Genomic DNA, 16,841 nt, shown 5'->3' with positions numbered 1-16,841 from the left:
CAAGGCGCGTGCCCATCCCAGCCCCTGCTTCAGATGACGGTGCCGGTGGCCATGAAGACCACCTCCACCGCACGCACCTCACCCAGCGCGGCGAAGCGGACCGAGTCCACCAGCAGCGTCCACTCGCCCAGCAGGCTCCGGTCATAGAAGGAGTTGCTGGCGGGGCTGGAGCCGCCCGGCGCCACGCTGCACTCGTCGGAGAAGGACGACGCCTGGAAGTCCGTGGAGCACGCCACGTCCTCCAGGTCGCACACCGGCGGGCGGGACACGCAGGCGGTGAAGGGCACGTAGTGCAGCACCTGCCGCGTGGCGCCGGAGGGGTACCGGTCCTTGTCCACCAGCTCGAACTCCGCGCGGAAGCCGCCGAGCTTGAAGGCATCCAGCGTGTCGCGCACCAGCACGGCCGGCACCGTCACCGTCGTGCCGCTGGCGTTCACCACGTTGATGCGCACGTTGCGCACGCGGTGGCCGTTGCGCAGCGCCAGCTCCGGACTGGCCGCCAGGTCGCTCCCGGTAATCTGGAAGCGCGCCCCCACGTAGGTCGTCGTCCCGGTGATGAGGTCGCCCAGCTCCGTCATCCGCGCCGTCTCGTCCGGAGTCAGCGGGTGGAAGCGGCTGCCCGGCAGGCGCTGGTAGTACTTCGTGTTGCTCAGCACGTAGTGGGCCTGCAGGTTGTCCAGCTGCACCAGCCGCGTCAGCATGTCCGGGTAGGAGACGAGGTTGAAGGCGTACTGCTCCCGGAAGTCCGCCGGAATGGCGCTGTCGCCGGTGGACGGGTCGAAGGGCAGGTACTGGTACTCGGCCACGCGGATGAGCTCCCAGTAGCGCGAGGTGAGCTGGTCCAGCGTGCGCACCGCCGTGCTGTACACCTGCTGGCCGATGAGCAGCTGGTCGAACTGGCGCAGCTCGGTGCTCGTACCGAAGGCGAGGATTGCGTTGAGCGCGTCGCGCGCCGCCACCGCGTTGCGCTGGCGCAGCAGCACCGTGTCGCGCTCCATCATCGCCAGTTGGTACTCCGCCTGGGCCTTGCTGAGCTGGGCCTGGAGGTCCAGCAGGTCCAGGGTGATTTCCATCTGCGATTGGCTGAGGAGCTCCTTCTTCACCTCGTCCGACAGCACGCTGCGCGCCGGCTTCTTCTGGTTGCCGCTGACGACGTCCCACAGCTGCGTGCCGCCGCTCTTGAGCTTGTCCTTGAAGGGCTTGCTCTTCGCCGCCTCGGTGCCGCTGGTCTTCAGGGCCTCCCAGGCCAGGGACTGGAAGGACTTGCTGTCGCTGCTGGGCGGGCCCGCGCCGGGCACCGACGTGGCGCTCGTCTCCGACTTGAAGCTCTTCTTCACCTCGCCCCACATCGCTTCCGCCGCCTTGCCTCCCAGCGCGGTGGCGAACTCGGCGCCGTAGGCCTTGGCCACCGTCCCCACCATGTCGAGCAGGAAGTCACCGAAGCTCTTGCTCGTGCCGTTGTAGTGCTGCTGGATGCGGGTGTCCGCCGCCTGGGTGGCCTGCGTCAGCGTCTGGATGGCCGCCTTGCGGCTGGCCATGGACTGCTCCAGGGCGTTCAGCCCCGCCGCGGCCACGACGATGCGCTGGTCCGCCACGGCCTTCTCCTGGCTCAGCGCCACCACCTCGTTGCCCAGCTCGGCCTGGTGCGCGGACATCCACGCGGAGAGCTGCAGGGTGGCGGAGAGCGTCAGCCAGTGGCCCACCGAGCTGTCGAGCACGCCATAGAGCGTGTCGAACTCCGAGCGGAGCTGCTCGTAGCGCACATGCGGGTTGAGCACTGTGTCCTTCGTCAGGCCATGGAAGTTGCGCTGGTTCTGGAGGTAGCTGAGCTTCGTCACGTCGTGCGCCATCAGCGGGCAGAGCGCCCCGTACAGGTACATGTCCGCGAAGGGCCTGCCGGTGGGCGCCTCGTCACAGACGAGCCCCGCCTGGGCGAGGATGCCGCCCAGCTCGGTGATGTCCTGCGTGTAGATGAAGGCGGCCTTCTTCAGCTCTCCCTTCTTGAAGAGCTCGTTGCCCTGCGCCCCGGACACGCGCCAGGACTGGGGCGCCAGCAGCGCGCGCAGCATGTCCACGTCCCGCCGCGTCGCGCGCAGGGTGCTCACGGTGCCGGCGGTGCCCACGGCTCCGGCGGTGCCGTCCGTGGCCTTGATGCCCACGACGCACATGCGCTGCTCGTTGCGCGGCTGGCAGAGGTAGTCGTCGTAGAACTCGCAGGAGCCGGGCGGCGCATCCCGCACCACCACCGTCACCGTCCTGGAGTCCTGTTTGCCAGCCAGGCCCTTCTTGCCGCCAATCGCGGCGACGTCGAGGAACCCGGCGCGGGTGTCCGTGTAGCGCCCGTTGTAGGGCTCGGACATCGACACGTCGTGCCACGTCGCCAGCTTCCCCTTGCAGAGCAGGTCCCCGTAGAACGGGTTGTTCCTGCACGTGCTGTCACCGCAGTCGACGAGGTTGTTCCCGTTGTTGTCCACCCCGTCCGAGCACTCGGCGACGGTGTTCTCCTGCACGCCGCAGAGGGTGCCGGTCAGTGGGCTGTTGCTGCACTGGAAGTCGGAGCAGTCCTCGTAGCCGTCCCCGTCGTTGTCCACGTCGTCGCTGCACGTGGCCGCCGTGCTCTCCAGGGTGAAGGGGTAGGTGTCCGGCTCGCACAGCTTCACGTAGGGGTTGCCCGCGCACCCGGAGTCGCCGCAGTCCACCTGGCCATCCCCGTCGTTGTCGAGGCCGTCCGAGCAGCTCTGCGGCGTCCGCTCGCTGCCGCAGGCGGTGGTGACCTTGGGGCTGACGCGGCACTCGCGGTCCGCGCAGTCCACGTCGCCATCCAGGTCATTGTCGAACCCGTCCGAGCACGCCGCGTCGCTCAGCTCCTCGAAGCCGCTGGTGAGCGCCAGCACGGGCCCGCGCGAGCAGGCGGAGAGGCTCATGCAGCCCGGGTCCGCGCAGTCGCCCAGCCCGTCCCCGTCGTTGTCGAGCAGGTCCGCGCACTCCTCGTCGCCGCCCTCGCCAGCGCTCCCGCACGTCGTCGAGTACTTCGTGCAGCCGAAGTCCGCGCAGTCCTTGTAGCCGTCCCCGTCATTGTCCAGGCCGTCCTGGCAGGCGTCCTCGGAGAACTCGCTGTTGGAGGGGCGGCCCTGCTGGCAGAAGCCGCGCATGCCGCACTGCGGGTCCGCGCAGTCCGTCTTCCCGTCGCCGTCGTTGTCCCGGGCGTCGCTGCACGCCTCGGCGGAGGACTCCCTGGCCAGGGGAGACCAGGCGGCCTCCGGGCACACCGTCACGTGGGGGTTCTTCGAGCAGCCGTAGTCCGCGCAGTCCTTGTAGCCGTTGTGGTCGTTGTCGATGCCGTCGGAGCACTGTGCGTTGTCCGCCTCCGTCATCACGTCGCACAGGGCGATGGCCGGGTTCCACCGGCAGCGCAGGCTCTGGCAGTGCAGCGTGTCGTCCATGAAGCACTGCTCGGGCGTCACCGGCGCGGACTTGTTGGGCTCGTTGATGAGGCCGGGCCCGGTGAGCGAGGTGTAGCGGACGACGATGTCTCCCGCGCGGCCACCCTTGCCGCCCTTGCCTCCGTTCTGGGCCTCATTGACGATGGCGCTCGCGGTGCAGCTCACGGTGGGGTTGGGGCCATTGTTGCCGGAGATGGTGGCGGTGAGGTCCCTGGCCAGTCCGTTGCGGCCCGCCCAGCCGTCATCGCCCTTCTCTCCGGTGGCGTTGACGCGAACGCCGTTGAGGACGTTGGTGTAGAGGACGAAGCTGCCGCCGTTGCGGCCGTTCCGCGCGGGGGGCAGGGGGTACACCTCGGGCCGTTGCGCGGCGGTTCGCTCGAGAGGCGAGGTCTCCACCTGGTAGCCGTGGGAGACGTATTCTCCGGCGGCGATGATGAGCGTCGTCCCACCCGTCTGCACCGGCGCCGCCAACTCCACGCGCGGGGCCACCAGGACGATGGCCGCATAGGGCTGGAGCGCGGGCTCCTCCGTCGTGGGCACGAACAGGTTGGCGCACGCGTGGGTGGTGCTGCACGCGCTGTCGCCCTCGAACAGCATCTCCTTCGTCACCACGGGTGACTGTACGCCCAGGACGCCATCCGCCTGGGGGAGCAGGGCCTGGTTCTTCCGCAGGAACACGGGGTAGTCCCGCGCGTACGACGTCAGCAGCCGCACCTTGTCCGTGGGGTTGTGCCGGGTGGAGAGCACGCCGCGCACGTCATCGAAGCGCGGGGACGGGAGCACCCGCAGCAGCTCCGCCACCGTGGTGTCCATGGCCGCGGGCGGCGGCGGCAGTCCGCGCAGCTCGCTGAACTCCATGGGGGACGAGAAGGCGAGGGGCTGGGCCGAGGTGCCGGTCTCCAGCTCGGAAGGTGCGCCCGCTCCGAGTTGGCCCGCGTCACCGCAGGCGCTCAGGGCCAGCGCGCACGCCAGCCCCCATGCCCGGCGGGCCTGAAAGATTCGGAAGGACTTCATGTGCGTTGACTCCTTTGGTGGGAGCAGAACGCGGAAGCCTCACAATCTTCGCTTTCCCCAGGGGCTGGCAGGCTCCGGGGCGGCGTACAAGCTCCGTGCACGGGAGGCCCGGAAGGCGTATGGACTGGCACGTGAGCGCGAACGAACCCCGTGGCATCCTCTTCGACCTCGACGGCACGCTGGTGGACTCGCTGCCGGACATCATCGACAGCTTCCTGCACGGCTTCACGCACCTGGGGCTGCCGGTGCCTCCGCATGCGGAGGTGCGGGCCCTCATCGGCCAGCCGCTGGACGTGATGTACAACCAGTTCGCTCCGGAGCACGTGCCCGCCCTGTGCGTGGCCTACCGTGAGCACTACCCGCGCAACTTCCTCAACAGCTCGCGTCCCTTCCCGGGCGTGGAGCGGGTGCTGCGGACGCTGCGCGAGCGGGGCTACCTGCTCGCCGTCGCCACCACCAAGCGCAGCGACATGGCGCGGCGCTTCGTGGATGCGCTGGGGCTGGGGGACCTGCTGCACCACGTGCAGGGCACGGATGGCTTCCCGCACAAGCCCGCGCCGGACGTGCTCCACCGCGCCCTCGCGGCGCTGGGCACCGGCGGACTGTGGATGGTGGGGGACACGACGCTGGACCTGCGAGCCGGCCAGGCCGCGGGCCTGCGCACCTACGCCGTGACGTGGGGCACCCACTCTCCGGAGGAGCTGGCCAGCGCGACGCCGGATGAGCTGCAGCCCGACCTGGAGCGGCTGCTCGCGCACCTTCCGCACCGGGCCTGACGCGGCGGGCGTCGACGCACGGAAGCGGCCCGCTCGGAGGGCGAAGTTGCCGACACAACGGAAGCCGTGGTGTGACTTCCGGCGTTCCGACAGTGTCGTGGGAAGGTCCGGGACCTGGCCTTCGCGCTTCCGCGCCTGAACCCGTTCCACATTGCTCCTGGAGCTTCCATGAAGAATGCCTTTGCCTCCCTGCTCACCCTCGCGCTGCTCGCGCTCGTCACCGGTTGCAAGGGAGGGGACAAGGACCCGAAGGCGCCGGCGGGTGACGCGGCGAAGCCGGAGGCGAGCGCGCCGCAAGCGGGCGGCAACGCGCTGACCATCAAGGGCAGTGACACCATGGTCATCCTCGGCCAGCAGTGGGCCGAGGCCTTCATGAAGGCGAACCCGGACCAGCGCATCCAGGTGACGGGCGGCGGCTCGGGCACGGGAATCGCCGCGCTGCTCAACGGCACCACCGAGATTGCGATGTCCAGCCGCTCCATCAAGCCGGCCGAGGCGCAGCAGCTCCAGACGCGGCTCAAGGTCCAGGCGCGGGAGACACCGGTGGCCCGCGACGGCGTCACCTTCTACGTGCACGAGTCCAACCCGGTGCGGGCGCTGAGCATCGACCAGCTCCAGGCCATCTACCTGGGGGACGTGAAGAACTGGAAGGAGGTGGGCGGCTCGGACGCGCGCATCGTCGTCTACTCGCGTGAGAACTCGTCGGGCACCTATGTCTTCGTGAAGGACGAGGTGCTCAAGGGCGAGGACTTCACCTCCGAGGCGCTGACGCTGCCGGGCACCGCGGCCGTGGTCAACGCGGTGGCCAAGGAGAAGCACGGCATCGGCTTCGGTGGCGCGGCCTACGGCAAGGGCATCCGGGAGCTGGCGGTGAAGGTCGGCAACGAGGAGGTGGCGCCGAGCGAGGCCAACATCCAGAGCGGCCTGTACCCGCTCAGCCGCGACCTCTTCTTCTACACGCGCGGCGAGCCCTCGGGCGCGGCGAAGACGTTCATCGACTTCGCGCTCTCTCCCGAGGGGCAGTCCATCGTCACGAGGGTGGGCTACTTCCCGCTGAAGAAGTAGCCCGGAGGACGCGGCGCCGCGCTCAGTCCTCGGCCTGGACGTCCTGGGCCTGGACGCCCCACTCCTCCAGCACCTGGGCCTCGTCCTGGGCGCTCCGCGTCTTCTTGAAGCGGGCACCCGCCACGCCCTTCACCCGGCGCTCGCATGCTGCCCAGGTGGCGTGGCGCTTCACGGTGCGGCCCACCTCGCTGAGGTAGGAGTACGCCTTGCTGTTGCCGGTGCGCTCTCCGGGCTTCTTCTCGGGGACGGAGGTGTCGTCGGGGATGTCGTGCACGGCCACGCCGTAGCCCTGCAGCGGGCCGGAGTAGAGCTCGATGGGGCGGCGCTTGGACCAGGCGACGGCGATTTCGTCCACGCGCTCGTTGCCCGGGACGCCCATGTGCCCGCGGACGTACTTCCACTCGATGGCGGCCTCGCCCGGGAAGGTCTGCTTGCGCTGGACGACCAGTGACATGAGCCGCTTCCAGTACGCGGCATTGGCCACGTCGCCGCCTTCGGCGGTCTTCCACCCGCGCTTGCTCCAGCCGAAGGCCCACTTGGTGATGCCCTGGATGACGTAGGTGGAGTCCGTGAGGATGTGCAGCGGGCCCGGCGTGTTCTCCAGGTGGCGCAGCGCCTTGCCCGTGGCCGTCAGCTCCATCCGGTTGTTGGTGGTCTCCGGCTCATGGCCGCCCAGCTCGGTCACCTGTCCGTCGGGCGTGACGATGATGACGCCCCAGCCGCCCGGGCCAGGGTTGCCGGAACATGCACCGTCGGTGAACACCAGGATGGGACGACTCTCCATGTCGCCACCCTACGCGGCCACGGCCCGAGGCCGCCAGGGACACGAGGGGCCTGGCGGTGCCGTCAGCGCGGCGGACTGGAAGGGGAATCGTGGGCTGCGTGCACGGCAGCTCCCCGCACCGGGGCGGGGAGCTGGAAGGGCTCCCTGGCCCGCGCTACGAGCGGGGAAGCTTCGTGGTCGGCGTGCCTGGCGTCCCGGTGGGCGCGGCGCCGAGCGTCTCCGGGCGGCCCACCTTGAGCTGGTTGTGGACGTCCTTCACTCCGAGGACGTCCTCGACGATGTCCTCGATGACGCGCTTGTCGCGGCGCTCGTCGACGAAGCCCGTCAGGGTGACTTCGCCGCTCTTCACCTGGACCTCCACGTCCTCGGCGTTCACCCACCCGTGCATGAGCCGGTCGCAGATGTCCTCGCGGACGCGGTCATCCGAGCGCGTGTACGTCTTCGGGCCCTTGCCCAGCTTGCGCACGCCCTCGCGGAGCCTGTCGCCGAACCGCTCGAGGGGGCCGCGCTCGTCGAAGTCGCGGCGGCCATGAAGCCCCTCGACCCTGTCGCGCGCCATGTAGGTTCCGAAGCCGCGGTCGTAGCCCCGGTCGTAGCCGAGGTCTCGCTCGGACCAAGTGCCGCTGCCGAGGTTGCCCGGCGGGGTGGAGTAGCTCGGGTACGCCAGCGGGCGGCCATACCCGTCGTTTCCGGAGAAGCCTTGCGAGCGGCCCAGGCCACCCGACTCGTAGTCCCGGTTGTAGCGGCTGGTGTCCTCGCGGGGGCTCCGGCCGTAGTCCTCGAAGCCGCGGCCGAAGCCGCCACCCGAGTACCCCTGCCCGCCCTGCCACGGGCCACGCTCCTGCCTCGGCCCCAGGTCGCCGGTCCGGTAGCCGTCATCGAAGTCCCGCTCCCGGGCTCCCCACCGCTCCCGGTCGTCTCCCAGGTAGCGACGATTCTCGTAGTCCCTGTTCGCCATGGCGTGCGTCTCCTTCGAGCGTGCGAATGCGTGTCACGTGACGGTGACGCTTTCGGTTCCGGTGTCTTTTCGGTGTCACGTGGGGCCCGCGGCGCACGGAGGCTCGCGGGTCCTCGGCAAGACTGGGACGTCACCGCCGGGCGGCAACGGGTGTCCCAGGACGCTTCGGCAGTCCGCTCGCTGGGCAGTCACTGGCCCACAAGGTGCCTGGGCCCGGAGAATAAAGGCGCGCGGCACGGGAGCGCTGGAAGCGGGGAGGTCGGCTCACTTCAAGCGCGCGAGGTCCGCCGCCGTGTCCACGTCCTCACCGCCGCCGGGCAGTGGAACCTCCGTGACACGGGAGGGCTCGCGGGCAATCACGCCGCGTGCGCCCTGCTCGGGGCCGAGCGCTGCCAACTCGGGGAACACAGCGCGGGCGAACAGCGCGGGCACGCCCCGGGTCTCCTCGTAGGCGGACGCCACCACGTCCGCGCCTGTCCGTCGCCACGTCTCCACCAGGGCCCGCAGGTGCGCGGAGTCCACGCGGAGCTGGTCGCACAGCATGACGAGCACTGCGTCCACGGTGCCGCCGTCAATGGCGCGCATCTGGGTGAGCGCCCGGACTCCGGCGACGAGCGAACCCCCGGGCCCCGCTGCCCACTCCGCATGCTCCACCTTGAGCACGGGAAGCCCGGCCAGCTCCAGGGCGACGGTGTCGTGATGCGCGCCCAGCACCACCACCACGGGGCCACACTCCGCGGTGACGGCGATTTCCGCGGCCCGCCGCACCAGCGTCTTCCCCTGGTGGACCACGAGCTGCTTCGGTCGTCCCAGCCGCGACGAGCCTCCCGCGGCCAACACCACCACGCCCACCGTCATGCCAGCCTCCGGGCCACCTGTGATGGGCTCATCAGGGTCGGCGCCACGCCCACCGTCACGCGAGCTTCCGTGCCGGAGGTGAGGCCGCAGAATGGATGGGAGCCTGCCGCTCGCGCAGCTTGCCGCCCTCGCGGTCCGACACCACCGACTGCAGCTCCGCGACGATGGAGAGGGCAATCTCCTCCGCGCCCTCCGCGCCCAGGTCGAGCCCCACGGGCGCGTGCAGCTTCTCCAGTTGCGCGGGCGTGGGGGCCGGGGACAGCTCCGCGAGCAGCCGCTCCGTGCGCGAGCGGGGACCCAGCACGCCCAGGTAGCGCAGCGCCTTCGGCAGCAGCCGGGGGAGCAGCTCCCGGTCCTGTGGCAGGCTGTGCGTCATCAGCACCGCGAGCGTGCGAGGAGACAGAGTCAGCGCATCGACCGCGTCACGCGCCTTCGCCGACACCACCGCGTGCGCCAGCGGAAAGCGTCGCCGCAGCGTCTCCGAGGGGCGGTCCGCCACGACGGTGACCTGCCAGCCCAGGCTCGCCGCCTGTGTCACCACGGGCACCACGTCGAAGCCACTGCCGAACAGCACCAGCGGGTGGGGCGGCTCCACCACCTCCACCAGCACGTCCGCGCCGCCGCACGGGCCGCTCCACGTCCGTCCCGCCTCCAGCGCCTCGCGAGCCGCGTCGCGCACGGCGTCGCGCAGCGCTCCGGACAGGTCTCCCTCTTCCGAGCCGTCCTCGCGCACCAGCAGCCGCGAGCCCACCGCATTGGAGGGGCCCCGGTACACCGTGGCCACGACGGCGCGTCGTCCCTCGTTCCGGGCCTCGGCCGCGTAGGCGAGCGCATCCACGGGGCCGGGCTCGCAGCGCTCCAGCAGCACGTCCACCACGCCGTTGCACCCGAGCGCGAAGGACAGGCTGCCCTCTTCCTCGGCGTTGTCGCCGGTGGAGTCGTAGCGCAGCACGCGGGGCCCCGTGCTCGTCCAGAAGAAGGCCTTGCGAACGATGTCGGACTCCAGGCACCCACCGCTCACGCCACCGGCGAGCCACCCGTCCTCGCCCATCAGCATGCGGGCGCCGGGCTTCCGGTACGACGAGCCGGACACGGCCACCACGGTGGCCAGCACCAGCGGACCCCGGGCGCGCTGCCGGGCGCGGAGGATGGCGTCCAGGTCTTTCATGTCGCGTTCCCCGGCTGGGAAGGCGCGGACCGGACCTCGTACTCGGGAGGTGTGAAGTCAGTGGACATGCGGAGGTTCCAGGCAGGGAAGCCTACCATCGCTCCTCGCGCACCTTCGCGGCCCCGTCACCTGGGATGTGCCACCCGCACCCGGAGTTGTCGCCATGCTGACGGAGTGACGCGAAGGCCGGAGGCCCAACGTCCTGGAGGGACAGGTTCGCGGAGGCGTGACGACAGGGGAGGGGCGGCACGGTGGCAGTGGTCGCCCCACCCGGGTCAGCCCGCGCGCGTCCTTCGCCGGGCTCCCAGCAACGCGAGGAGCGCGAGCGGACCGGCGAGTGCACCCCCGGTCGCGGCACATCCGCCGTCGTCGTCTTCATCCGAGTCCGGCGGGTTCTCGGGGTCGGGCGAAGTCCCCGCGTCAGCAGTGGTACCCGCATCGGTAGGCGTGCCCGTGCCCGCATCGCAGCGGCAGATTCCACCGTCTGAAGTTCCTCCATCCGTATCGTCGGAGGACCCAGCATTCCCATGCGCGCCGATGTGCTCCGGGCTGGCCTCCGTGCGCAGCCCGCTCGCGGTGTGCTTCACGTACTGCAAGGCCAAGGGGTGCCCGCTGGCCTCGGCGGGAGGCGCCACCGCCTTGCCCCGCAGCGGCGAGCCGGCGGTGAGGCGGAAGTCCTGGCCGGCCAGGTCGACGAAGCCCGGGTCGCTGCCAGTGACATTGCCACCCGTGTCCACCACGGAGCCGGTGACGGTGCCGAAGCTGGACACGTAGCCGGGCTTGTACCAGTTGCCACCGTGGCGCAGCGTGCCCGCCGCATCCGTGAGGGACAGCGTGTTGCCAGCGGCGGGGGCTACCACCACGGCGTTGCTCGTCACGTGCGCGGTCTGCGCGTTGTCGGACAGGCGCAGCAGCGTGGTGCGGTCCGTGCGGGAGGACACCACCGTGTTGTGGAAGAAGTAGAGCGTGCCCCGGTAGTTGGCGGTGGTGCCGCTGTCGCCGCCGAAGTGGACCACCTGCCGGTTGCCGGCGCCCTCCGGCTCCAGCAGCAGGTTGCCGTACACGAAGGTGCGCGCGTAGGACGGGTCCGCGCGCAGCGTGGCGCTGGAGGAATCGACCAGGTCCAGCTGCCGGTTGCCGCCCTCAATCCAGTTGTACCGGATGACGGTGCCGGCGGAGCGGTCCTTCAGGTTGTTGCCCAGGCAGCCGGAGCAGGGCGGGCCGAAGTGGTTGAACTGGTAGGTGATGCCGAGCGCCTCGGTATACGCGTTGTGCTCCAGGATGCTGCCGGAGTTGCCGTTGCCGCGGATGGAGTTGTGCTCGACGGTGACGTCCGACGCGGCATTGGCGATGAACAGGCCGTTGCCGCTGTCCTCCAGCACGCAGCCACGCAGGGTGATGTGCTCCCCCTTCTCGATGAAGATGGCGGCGGCGTTGTCCGCGTACGAGGACGCGCCGTTGCGGCCGGTGAAGGCGCCGCGCGCCCGGCGCAGGTGCAGTCCTTCCACCACGAGGTACGCGGGCAGCGTGTCCGCGGGCGTGTTGGCGCCGCCAATCTTGAGGATGCCGCGCTCCTCGTTCCAGTAGTTGAGCTGCGAGCGCGTGGTGGCGCCCTCGCCGACGATGATGGGCAGGTTGCCCTCGGCGTCCTTCACGCCGCGCACGGTGATGGGCGCGGCGGCGGTGCCCCGGCGGCCCAGCACCCACTTCTCCGCGTACGGCGTGGGCCGTGCGTGGATGAGCACGGTGTCCCCCGGGGCGAGCGACTCCCAGGGCACCGCGCCAATGGAGGTGTACGTCTGGCCGGGACCCACCCGGTACTCGGCGGCCTGGGCGGCAAGCGACTGGAGCAGGACGAACATCGCGACACGCGTCAGGTGCATGTCGGCGAGTCTGGCGCGCCTCACCGAGCACGGTCCACCTGGACCCGCACGTTCCTTCCCACGGGCTGAAGTGAGCCGGGAAGATTTCACGAGGAGCGCCTGACGACGGGACTGGATGAATCTCCGGGTCTGAGGTGTAGTTCCCTTCCGCATGCCCGTGTTGCGCTACGTCTTCACGCTGAATGCCGTGCGTGAGCTCGCCCGGCTGGCTCCGGACATCGCCCGCGCGAGGGCGAGGTCCTCGCTGGACGAGTGTCTCCAGGGCATCCGCGAGGCCTGCACGCTGTCGCTGGGCATGGAGTTCGACACGCTGGTGTGCTTCGACGCGCGCTCCGTGGTCCGCCTGTTCGCGCACGCGGAGCAGGCGCGCATCTTCGCCCGGCTGGTGGACGAGCGGGCGCGGGCCCTCGCGGAGCAAGGCGACTTCAAGGGGGCGCTGGAAGACACCGTCTACGCGGGGCAGCTGCTGGCCTGCTCGCGCCAGCGCTTCGGCGTGTCGCGGGACGCCCACGCGGCGGAGACGCTGGAGCGCGAGCTGCCCGAGCCGGGCTGACCCCTGGCCAGAGCCCGGCCCGCGCTCACGACGCGACGCGGGCCCGGGGACGACGCACGAGCTCCACACCACACGCCACCGCATGGCGCGCGAGGGCCGCGTCCAGCGCCGCGTCGTCCAGCTTCACGCCCTTCTCGCGCCACAGGTTGTCCACGTGCAGCGTGTCCTCGCGCACGCGCGCCTCCAGCCGGCCCACCAGTCTTCCCCGGTGCAGCAGCGGGCACACGTACCAGCCCCACTGCCGCTGCGCGGCGGGCTTGTACACCTCCCACACGTAGTCGAAGCCGAACGCCAGGCTCACCAGCGCGCGGTCCCACAGCACCGGGTCCAGCGGCCCGAGGATGCGCATCCGGTCATCCGGCTCCGGGAAGTCGCGCTCGCGAAAGCCCCGGGGGGCCAGGTAGCGGCGGGGCGAGCCCGGCACCGACACCTCCTCCAGCACGCCCTCCTTCACCAGCGTGTCCGGCAGGGGCGAGGTGCGCACGTCGGAGAGCATGGACCAGTGCGGCCCGCTGACGCGGCTGAGCAGGCCCGCGGCCTCCACGCGCTCTTCCAGGGCCCACCGCTCGAAGGGGCGCTCCACCGGCGCGTCCGCGAGGCGGGGCAGGGCGCGGCGTGGCACGTCGTACACCTTGCCACCCGGGGCGCGGCCACACACCACCACCTGGCAGCGCGTCCACAGCACCTCCAGGGCCATGGCGGTGGCGCGGGCGGTGCCCTTCCAGCCACTCCAGTCCAGGGGCACCACGGCTCCGTGGTCGGTCAGCTGCTTCGCGGACGCGGGGCCCAGCTGGTCCACTTCCTCGAGCACCGCTTGCAGCACGGCCTCCGGCACGCGCTTGAGCCGCTCCTCCAGCCGCCACCACGGGGCCTGGGCCGCGCGCTCGCGGTAGTAGGGGAAGGCGCTGGCGGGCAGCAGACAGCGCTCCTTCGCGAAGTGCTCGAAGGCATGGCCCGGCATCAGGTGGCGGTACACGTCGCCACGGGCGATGCCGTCCACGCGCGCCAGCGCCACGAGGTCCGCGTTGGTGCCGAGGACGTCCAGCGGATCCAACTGGATGCACCGCAGCGTCTTCAGCAGCGCGCGAACCCCGCGAGTACCCGGGGGCAACGACTGACGGGCCAGGCCGAGCTGGCCCACGAGGTAGCGCCGCGCTTCGTCCGGAGGCAGCACCACGGTGGGAGGAAGAGAGGACGGAGGCACGGCGCGGGACGTTAACAGGCCCCCGCTCCGGCGCCTCCGTGCATCCACCGCCTCACCCGCCTACTCGCGCCGGGAGACGGGCTCCTCGCCGCGGTTGCGTGCTTCCTCGTCCTCGTCGGGGCTGCGCGACTCGGGCTCGGGCTCCAGCCGGGCCTGCCGCTGGCTGGCCTCCCAGGACTCGTCGGCGTCGCGGGCGTGCACGCGGGCGGCGGCCTCGTCGTCCTGCGAGCCCGTCCACGTGGTGTGCCCTCCGGCATAGCCTTCCAGCGGACGAGGCCCCCGGCGGGATTCCACCTCCAGGTCCTTCTCCTCCTGCGTGCGCAGCCGCTCCCGCTCCTGTTCCCGCTCCCGCTGGTGCTGCCTCTCGATGGGGTTGTCCGCCATGGTGCTGTCACCTCCTGCCCCAAGGTGCAGCCCGCCCTGGAGGATGGCAGCGGGGGAGCGGGCGCTCGCGCTCGGTCGCATGTCCGGTTGGCACCCGGGCCTCACGCGCGGGTGCCGCACCGCGTCCAGCGGAGATGCCGGACGCGTCGGGGCGCCTCCCGTCTCAGCCTGCCCGGACGCGCAGCACGACCTTGCCCGTGGCCCGCCGCGACTCCAGCTCGCGCAGCGCCTGCGCGCCCTGCTCCAGCGGGAAGACGCTGCCCACCACGGGGTCGAGGATGCCGTGCTCGGCCATCGCCTCCAGGTCCTTGGCGATGCTGGGCGTCAGCGACGGCTCGTGCAGGAGGAACCCGCCCCAGGCGACGCCGACGATGTCGATGTTGCGCAGCAGCAGCCGGTTCGCCTGCACCTCGGGGATGCGGCCGCTCGCGAAGCCCACCACCAGCAGCCGTCCTTCCGGTGCCAGGCACTTGAGGCTCTTGTCGAAGATGTCGCCGCCCACCGGGTCCAACACCACGTTGGCGCCCAGGCCGCCCGTCTTCTCGCGCACCTGCGCCACCCAGTCGCCGGTGGACAGCACCACCTCGTGCGCGCCGGCCTTCCTCGCCACCTCGGCCTTGCGCTCGTCGCTCACCACGGCGATGACTCGCGCGTCCGCGCCGCGCGCCACCTGCACGGCCGCCGTCCCCACGCCGCCCGCGGCGCCGTGGACCAGCACCGTCTCGCCCGCCTTCACCCGGCCGCGCCGGTGCAGCGCGAAGTGCGCCGTGTGGTAGTTCATCACCACGCCCGCCGCCGCCTCGAAGCTCCAGCGCTCGGGGATGCGGAACACCATCTCCGGCTGAATCGCCGCCACCTCGGCGAAGCCGCCCAGCCCGAAGCTGAACGCCATCACCCTGTCTCCAGGCTTCACGCCCGCACGAGCCGGGGCGCTGCGCACCACGCCCGCTACCTCCACGCCCGGGATGAAGGGCAGCGCGGGCTTCATCTGGTACTGCCCTCGCGTGAGCAGCAGGTCGGGGAAGCTCACTCCCGCGGCCACCACGTCGATGAGCACCAAATCACTGCCCTCGGGCTCGGGGGTTTCCACGAGCTGGAGTCCGTCCGGTCCGTCCAGCCGCTGCAGCTGCAGTGCGCGCATGTTTCTACCTCCAGGGTGGCCCTAGCGTAACGGCGCCCACGTCGGCACGGCGCGGGATTCTTCAGCCGCGAAATCCCGCCGTCAGGTGCGGCGCACCGCGCGCGTCTTCTTCCTCGCAGGCAAGGTCGACGGCAGCACCGCCCGACACCCCGCCCACACTTTTGAAGCGCCCGTTCGAGCAGCACCCATGGCTTCGCCCTTCGGGCGCTTCAATTCCTTTCACAAGCTTCGGCGTCCGGCCGGAGATGCCCTACACGCACTGGGTGCCCGTTGTCGCCGGTTCGAATCCGGCCCTCCCGATAGCTGCCGGGAGGTAGCTCAGGGGTTAGAGCGCGAGCCTTGAAACTCACGGCTTCTCCACTCGGACGCCACTTCTCCTTCCCTCAGTCCCGGCCCGGCCGCGCGATGGTGATGCCCTCGAAGGGCCTCGCCCTCGTCGCGGCCTGGCCGCGTTTCGGCCCCGCCTCGCGCGCGCGGACCCCGTGGTAGGGTTTTTGGCCACGCCCCGGCCGGGCCGGCCTTGCGCCCGGCCTCGCGCGCGGACCTCGTAACTGGCGTGGCGGCCACCAACTTTTTCGAAAAAAGTGTGGATCGGGAGATGACCTGCTACGTCCTGCCTCAAGTCTGGGGGGACTCGGCTGGGTCCGTGTAAGCCCATGGAACTTTTAGGCTTGAATGACAAACCTTGATTTGTGAGAATTGACGATAGCCTGAAATAATCGCGCAACCTTGAAATCCCCGGCCGCGCTATGCCACTATCCTTCCTAATCTTTCCGCTTAGGAGGATTACATGGCGAAGAACAATCGGGTGCGTGGAGCACTCGGAATCGCGGCGCTGTCGGTCGTTGTCGGCTGCAATGAGTCCAACCCTACCCCCGAGACTCAGTCCGGGGATGCCGCGAAGACTGCGGCCCTGGAGAATGGGCAGAACGTAGTGTCGACGGACGGGGCCGGTGTGGCCACGTTCGTGACGGGCAACCTGGGCGCGACGCCGGTGCTGGCGGGCGCTGGTGCGGCGGCCCTCTCGCAGGCGGCGCTGGCCCCCGCGGTGGAGGCCCTGGCCCCGACGTTCCACCTGGCCCCCGCGAACCTCGTGTTCATCAAGGGCTACGAGGACAAGCAGGGCGACAGCCACTTCCGCTACGCCGTGCGTCACAACGACCTCCCCGTGTTCGGCGGTGAGTTCCGTCTGCACGTGCGCGCCGGTCAGATCATCGCCGCGAACACCAACGTTCGCAGCGACCTGAAGGCCGTGGAGAAGGCCACCGTTTCCGCCGAGACGGCGGTGGCGACGGCCGCCTCGGACCGCGAGGCCCTCGAGGGCTTCGTGACCAGCCCCGACGCGGAGCTGGTGTACTGGCGTGACGGCGACGAGCTGCGCCTGATGTACAAGCTGATGCAGACCGGTGAGAAGGCGGACGGCACCCCCGTGCGCGACATCCTCCTGGTGGACGCGACGACGGGCGACCTGCTCCTGCGCGTGCCGACCATCCACGAGGCGCTCAACCGCCGGATGCACAACGGCAACAACACCAGCACCCTGCCGGGCGCGGTGGTGCGCACCGAGGGTCAGCCGGAGCACGCTGACCCCGTGGTCAACACCAACTACG

The 16,841-nt window shown here is 70.6% G+C and carries 12 protein-coding genes and 1 pseudogene; 4 read left to right on the top strand and 9 right to left on the bottom strand.

Going from position 1 to position 16,841, the window contains the following annotated elements:
• Nucleotides 1-29: 29 nt before the first annotated feature.
• Entirely contained in the window at nt 30-4,457 is a 4,428-nt protein-coding gene (locus tag G4D85_RS37185; protein WP_164018858.1) for a hypothetical protein, read from the bottom strand.
• 131 nt (nt 4,458-4,588) lie between these two features.
• Here G4D85_RS37185 and G4D85_RS37180 point away from each other — a divergent pair, with 131 nt between their 5' ends.
• A complete protein-coding gene (locus tag G4D85_RS37180) occupies nt 4,589-5,233 on the top strand; it encodes an HAD family hydrolase (protein ID WP_164018857.1) in 645 nt (214 codons plus the stop codon).
• Nucleotides 5,234-5,401: 168 nt separating this feature from the next.
• Complete coding sequence (locus G4D85_RS37175) at nt 5,402-6,298, top strand: phosphate ABC transporter substrate-binding protein (protein WP_164018856.1); 897 nt, start codon at nt 5,402-5,404, stop codon at nt 6,296-6,298.
• 22 nt (nt 6,299-6,320) lie between these two features.
• On the opposite strand, the gene G4D85_RS37170 is transcribed toward G4D85_RS37175, so the two are convergent.
• From G4D85_RS37170 to G4D85_RS37150, 5 genes are all read right to left on the bottom strand, one after another.
• Nucleotides 6,321-7,082, bottom strand: a complete 762-nt coding sequence (locus G4D85_RS37170) for an RNase H family protein (RefSeq protein ID WP_164018855.1) — start codon at nt 7,080-7,082, stop codon at nt 6,321-6,323.
• A gap of 154 nt (nt 7,083-7,236) precedes the next feature.
• The gene (locus G4D85_RS37165) at nt 7,237-8,040 is read right to left on the bottom strand and encodes a BON domain-containing protein (protein WP_164018854.1); all 804 of its coding nucleotides are present in this window, start codon (nt 8,038-8,040) and stop codon (nt 7,237-7,239) included.
• A gap of 264 nt (nt 8,041-8,304) precedes the next feature.
• Nucleotides 8,305-8,898 carry a nucleotidyltransferase family protein gene (locus G4D85_RS37160; RefSeq protein ID WP_164018853.1) on the bottom strand — a complete coding sequence of 198 codons (594 nt, stop codon included), beginning with the start codon at nt 8,896-8,898 and terminating at the stop codon, nt 8,305-8,307.
• A gap of 55 nt (nt 8,899-8,953) precedes the next feature.
• Nucleotides 8,954-10,066 (bottom strand): XdhC family protein, encoded by a 1,113-nt coding sequence (locus G4D85_RS37155; RefSeq protein WP_164018852.1) that lies wholly within the window; start codon nt 10,064-10,066, stop codon nt 8,954-8,956.
• Between the two features lie 275 nt (nt 10,067-10,341).
• The gene (locus G4D85_RS37150) at nt 10,342-11,949 is read right to left on the bottom strand and encodes a right-handed parallel beta-helix repeat-containing protein (protein WP_164018851.1); all 1,608 of its coding nucleotides are present in this window, start codon (nt 11,947-11,949) and stop codon (nt 10,342-10,344) included.
• A gap of 151 nt (nt 11,950-12,100) precedes the next feature.
• Here G4D85_RS37150 and G4D85_RS37145 point away from each other — a divergent pair, with 151 nt between their 5' ends.
• Nucleotides 12,101-12,502 (top strand): hypothetical protein, encoded by a 402-nt coding sequence (locus G4D85_RS37145; RefSeq protein WP_164018850.1) that lies wholly within the window; start codon nt 12,101-12,103, stop codon nt 12,500-12,502.
• Nucleotides 12,503-12,527: 25 nt separating this feature from the next.
• Here G4D85_RS37145 and G4D85_RS37140 read toward each other — a convergent pair whose 3' ends face one another.
• From G4D85_RS37140 to G4D85_RS37130, 3 genes are all read right to left on the bottom strand, one after another.
• Nucleotides 12,528-13,706, bottom strand: a complete 1,179-nt coding sequence (locus G4D85_RS37140; RefSeq protein ID WP_205525868.1) for a DNA glycosylase AlkZ-like family protein — start codon at nt 13,704-13,706, stop codon at nt 12,528-12,530.
• Between the two features lie 60 nt (nt 13,707-13,766).
• Nucleotides 13,767-14,090: a hypothetical protein gene (locus tag G4D85_RS37135; RefSeq protein WP_164018849.1), complete on the bottom strand. Its 324-nt coding sequence runs from the start codon at nt 14,088-14,090 to the stop codon at nt 13,767-13,769.
• A 163-nt stretch (nt 14,091-14,253) separates the two neighbouring features.
• Nucleotides 14,254-15,231, bottom strand: a complete 978-nt coding sequence (locus tag G4D85_RS37130) for an NADPH:quinone oxidoreductase family protein (protein ID WP_164018848.1) — start codon at nt 15,229-15,231, stop codon at nt 14,254-14,256.
• Nucleotides 15,232-16,021: 790 nt separating this feature from the next.
• On the opposite strand from G4D85_RS37130, the pseudogene G4D85_RS37125 reads away from it, so the two are divergent.
• A pseudogene (locus G4D85_RS37125) lies at nt 16,022-16,841 on the top strand (M4 family metallopeptidase); the annotation flags it as partial.

This window comes from Pyxidicoccus trucidator (assembly GCF_010894435.1).
Classification (GTDB): Bacteria; Myxococcota; Myxococcia; order Myxococcales; family Myxococcaceae; genus Myxococcus; species Myxococcus trucidator.
Note: the sequence above shows the minus strand (reverse complement) of the source record. Positions and strands in the feature narration are given on the sequence as shown.

What these genes read in the sequence shown, in the direction of transcription:
- G4D85_RS37130 (WP_164018848.1), bottom strand. Translation starts at nt 15,231, where the DNA reads ATGCGCGCACTGCAGCTGCAGCGGCTGGACGGACCGGACGGACTCCAG.
- G4D85_RS37170 (WP_164018855.1), bottom strand. Translation starts at nt 7,082, where the DNA reads ATGGAGAGTCGTCCCATCCTGGTGTTCACCGACGGTGCATGTTCCGGC.
- G4D85_RS37155 (WP_164018852.1), bottom strand. Translation starts at nt 10,066, where the DNA reads ATGAAAGACCTGGACGCCATCCTCCGCGCCCGGCAGCGCGCCCGGGGT.
- G4D85_RS37175 (WP_164018856.1), top strand. Translation starts at nt 5,402, where the DNA reads ATGAAGAATGCCTTTGCCTCCCTGCTCACCCTCGCGCTGCTCGCGCTC.
- G4D85_RS37145 (WP_164018850.1), top strand. Translation starts at nt 12,101, where the DNA reads ATGCCCGTGTTGCGCTACGTCTTCACGCTGAATGCCGTGCGTGAGCTC.
- G4D85_RS37150 (WP_164018851.1), bottom strand. Translation starts at nt 11,949, where the DNA reads ATGCACCTGACGCGTGTCGCGATGTTCGTCCTGCTCCAGTCGCTTGCC.
- G4D85_RS37135 (WP_164018849.1), bottom strand. Translation starts at nt 14,090, where the DNA reads ATGGCGGACAACCCCATCGAGAGGCAGCACCAGCGGGAGCGGGAACAG.
- G4D85_RS37165 (WP_164018854.1), bottom strand. Translation starts at nt 8,040, where the DNA reads ATGGCGAACAGGGACTACGAGAATCGTCGCTACCTGGGAGACGACCGG.
- G4D85_RS37160 (WP_164018853.1), bottom strand. Translation starts at nt 8,898, where the DNA reads ATGACGGTGGGCGTGGTGGTGTTGGCCGCGGGAGGCTCGTCGCGGCTG.
- G4D85_RS37185 (WP_164018858.1), bottom strand. Translation starts at nt 4,457, where the DNA reads ATGAAGTCCTTCCGAATCTTTCAGGCCCGCCGGGCATGGGGGCTGGCG.